Origin of the sequence: Bowdeniella nasicola (assembly GCF_001907295.1) — a bacterium.
In the GTDB taxonomy this organism is placed as follows: Bacteria; Actinomycetota; Actinomycetes; order Actinomycetales; family Actinomycetaceae; genus Bowdeniella; species Bowdeniella nasicola.
On the sequence record NZ_MQVR01000124.1, the window covers coordinates 1 to 3,523 of the forward strand.

The window sequence follows — 3,523 nt, forward strand, 5'->3', positions numbered from 1 at the left end:
CTCCGCGAGCAGCGACATCGCATGATGACTGACGGTAGACCCGGGCCCCAACATCAGCACAGTCAGCGTCGCTGCCGGGATATAGGTCGTTCCTTCGGAATTTCTCGCAGTGATTGCGCCCTTATCCCGGTGCACCACGCACTGGTCGAGATAAAGGAAGGTGATCCGGTCCTCGACTCGTGGCAGTGCCTGAACGGGAATCGGTGGCATGCGTTTCATGGCGTGTGCCTACCGAACCTGCGCCAGTGACATCAGACCACAACCGTATGCCTTGCCTCTCCCCATTCCATGAGTCAGTGCCCGTCGAAGCAGGGCGACGTCAGTAACTGTAAGCTGACCGAGGAAGGTCACGTGCCGTTGTGTCACTCGCCGTCGGTTACCGTGATCGCGTTTTTCGAAGGAACGGTTATCTTCCTCGAGAATCCTTACTGCCACGTGATTCCGGCGTGTTCGAGATCCTTCCTCGATGGTGTCCTCCGGGGCGTCATAGTCGACGATTCGGAAACCCCACTGCTCGGTTCGCTGTTGCAGCCATGAAAGCTGGTTTTTGGGACCACAAATGGGAATACGGCTTCCTCGACTCCCCGCTACCCACTGCTGAATCACTGGATTCAGCGTGACCCGAAAGTCGAATTCGCGCCCGATTGCCAGGTGGTTAAGAAATCGGGTGTAGTCGGTGGTCTGGCCTGGGTCCGATTCCCACCCTGCCTGCTCGACGATGTGCTCCAGTCCTGGCTTGTACGGCGAGACGATATAGAGCCGAACGTCATGCCCGTCCCTATCGACGCGCCACAGAAGCCGCCCCTTATCGCTCGATTCCATTCCGGGCGGAAGACTGCTCGCTACCATTGCGTGCATTATCTGAGGGTTGGCTAGCGCCGCTCGAGTCTTACGGCGGTGCGGGTTGAGGTGGATTCTCGAAAGAAACATCACGCCTCCTTAACGTCATCGAAGAACGGGTCGCGAGGGGCTTGACCCAGTTCGTTGTCCACCACCACCGGCTGGTCCACTACGACGTGGCGGGTGGCGTATCGCCGATGCCGAGGGTCGAAACTCAGGGGAACGTCGGCGGTGGTATCGCCTTGCTCTCCACGGTGTGCATCTCGATAGATCGGGAGGCGAACCTCCGTGGGCGCTTTTCGGCGGTACCACTCAGCGGCAAGCCATGGAACACGTCCGAGATCTCTTAAGAGGTCGGCTCCGGTTTCGTCTTCGAACACTCCTGCGTTGAGATCCCAGGGCACGGGGCACGAGCGTCGTCCCAGGAAAAGTGGGAACGCCGGGTTGTCGATGGCTTCTGATAACCCTTGGATGAGATCCGACGGGCCTGATACTGCCGCCATGAATGCGGCATCGGCTCGGTAATGACGATGCGAGAGGTTAGGGTTTTTCGCACCGGGCGCTCGAGCTGTGTGATAGTCGACCATGAGCGATCCGGGCTGATCTACGCGGACAGCAAAGCTGAGCCCGACGAGATCCGATAGATCTGCTTCGCGAGGGCGCCCTTGAGCAGCGGCCAAGAGTCCTAGTACTCCGGACTTGCTAGGCACAATCCCAGTTTGGCGGGATCGGAAACGCGAGTCAGTTCCCCATGACTGCTGGGGACCTTTGAGTCGCAAAAGAAGGGTTGGCATGGCTACACAGCTTCCACTTCCTGCGCTGCCTCGAAAGCAGCGTCGCCTGCGAGTGCGACCAATTCGGCCGTCGTGACGGCCTTTCCAAGCGGCACCGCAGCATCGGCAAACGTGGGCGTGGTGACAACCCAGGCGGACGTCGGGCGCGAGCCGAACGCTTGCTCGACTGCCTGAGCCTCCTCCGCGAGTCGCTTCACGGCAGTTTGACGGCGCGATACACCAGTTACCGGATTCTCGAAGGCGTTGACCAGAGAAACCGGACGCCTGTCGCGCACCATGACCGAGACTAGGTCCGGGAGCGTCAGGGCAGCGAAGGTATTCTGCTTGCCGGTCGGCAGGGATTCAATGAACGTCGTCGTGAAGGCTTCAACCGCGCGCTTGACCGCCTCGTCATCACCCAGGTTCTTTTTGAGCTGGTCGATGTTGATCGTGGCGTAGCGATACATCGTGGACGACATCATTTCGATCGTGCCGATCATGCCCGCGCCCGCGATCTCCTCGCGCTGCTGCTCGTCATCAATCGCGGTGTAGTAGTCAAAGTCCGGCATTGCCTCATGGACTCCGATTGCGTGCGCGTACTGACAGGCTGCATCGACGTTGAGCGCAGCGTCGTCAGCAATCATCCGGCCAAAGAGTGCCAGATCGATGGAGTGCTCCTGATCGATGGCCGCTTGCGCCTCCTTCTTCGTCAGCGCCTCACCCTGCTTCTCAAGTAGGACTGCAGCTAGTCGCTCGATCTGATGACGGCCCAGGAATACTAGGGCACCCGAAACAGCGGGAGAGGGATCCTCGCCCTTTTTTGGCTTCGGTCGCGCGACCTTGATACCAGCCTTGTTGAAGGCATCCTCCGCCCACTTCTGGGCGGTTTCCTCGCTGACGTCCGAGTCCTGTCGCAGGATTTCATCGGCGACGAGCTCGACGATACGTTTCGTTCGGACACCGAGGTCTTGGGTATCGAGGTGCTCCTGAAACGCCTTGCGCTGCGCGGCCTTCAGAGCTTGGGATGAGACGCGCTGACGCTGCACACCCCCAAAGAATGCGGTCTTGGGAGCGCCGTCTTCTCCGCGGTTGATGTTGTTGGGGGGAAGGGTGAGTAGAACGTGGAAGTCGAGGTACGTGGCCATGGTTTTCTCCTTTGAAGATTGTGGGGTGGAGGCTAACGTTCGGGTCTTGTTAAGAGTTGACGGAAGAGGCTTCTAATTCAGCTTCGTCGTGTCGAGTGCGGCTGAAGGCTCGATGGAAGTCTCGACCCCAGCTCCTAATGATTCTGGACCGGTACTTGTCCTTCTGTAGCAAGAAGAGGTCGTTTGCGAAACGGCCGTAGTCGAGCCCGATGGCATCGGCTTTGAAGAGACCGATGAGGCTGCGCAGATGATAGCGCTGCTGCCGCAGCGTGGACGCCAAGAGAACTGCGTCGTACCGGGACTTTGTCGAGGGCTGACGGCCGCGCATCAGCGTGCCGGCGGCGGATCCGAGGCTTACCTTCTGCACATGCATCGGTTTGGCGTTGCCCTGCTGGTGGACGGCGTAGAAGGTCAGCGCTAGGTGCGTTGCCCACTCTCCATCGTTTGGGTCATCTCCGTGGCCGATGTAGTTCTCAGGAAGCACCTCCATCACGCGCTCCCAGGCGCGTGGATTCTGCCCGGGCTCTTCATCAACCGCCTGCCGTAGTTGCGCAAGAGTCGCGCGGGCATCTGGGCTGTCGCCGAGGAACGCTGATTGAAGCTTGCTGATGTAGCTTCCAACGCTCACATCTAGTCGCTGCGCGCTCTCATCGTTGTCATTCATTGCTCATCTCTGGATCGCCCCGAGTTTGGTGGAGAGTTCATAGCGGTACGTCAGCCACCACTGGCCGACTGGTTTCAGTGTAGTAGTGTTCCTCGAACTGC

Annotated in this window: 4 protein-coding genes and 1 pseudogene; all 5 read right to left on the minus strand. The window is 59.3% G+C overall.

What is annotated here, in order from left to right; all coding sequences use genetic code 11:
• Positions 1-219: pseudogene (locus BSZ39_RS14375) on the minus strand (type I-E CRISPR-associated endonuclease Cas1e); the annotation flags it as partial.
• Between the two features lie 9 nt (positions 220-228).
• On the minus strand, positions 229-930 hold the full coding sequence (gene cas6e / locus BSZ39_RS12355; RefSeq protein ID WP_073717614.1) for a type I-E CRISPR-associated protein Cas6/Cse3/CasE: 702 nt from the start codon (positions 928-930) through the stop codon (positions 229-231).
• Positions 930-1,634 (minus strand): type I-E CRISPR-associated protein Cas5/CasD, encoded by a 705-nt coding sequence (gene cas5e / locus BSZ39_RS12360; protein ID WP_073717615.1) that lies wholly within the window; start codon positions 1,632-1,634, stop codon positions 930-932. The genes cas6e and cas5e overlap by 1 nt, the downstream gene beginning before the upstream one ends.
• A 2-nt stretch (positions 1,635-1,636) precedes the next feature.
• Entirely contained in the window at positions 1,637-2,758 is a 1,122-nt protein-coding gene (gene cas7e / locus BSZ39_RS12365; protein ID WP_073717616.1) for a type I-E CRISPR-associated protein Cas7/Cse4/CasC, read from the minus strand.
• Between the two features lie 49 nt (positions 2,759-2,807).
• Positions 2,808-3,422, minus strand: a complete 615-nt coding sequence (gene casB / locus BSZ39_RS12370; RefSeq protein WP_073717617.1) for a type I-E CRISPR-associated protein Cse2/CasB — start codon at positions 3,420-3,422, stop codon at positions 2,808-2,810.
• Between the last annotated feature and the right edge of the window lie 101 nt (positions 3,423-3,523).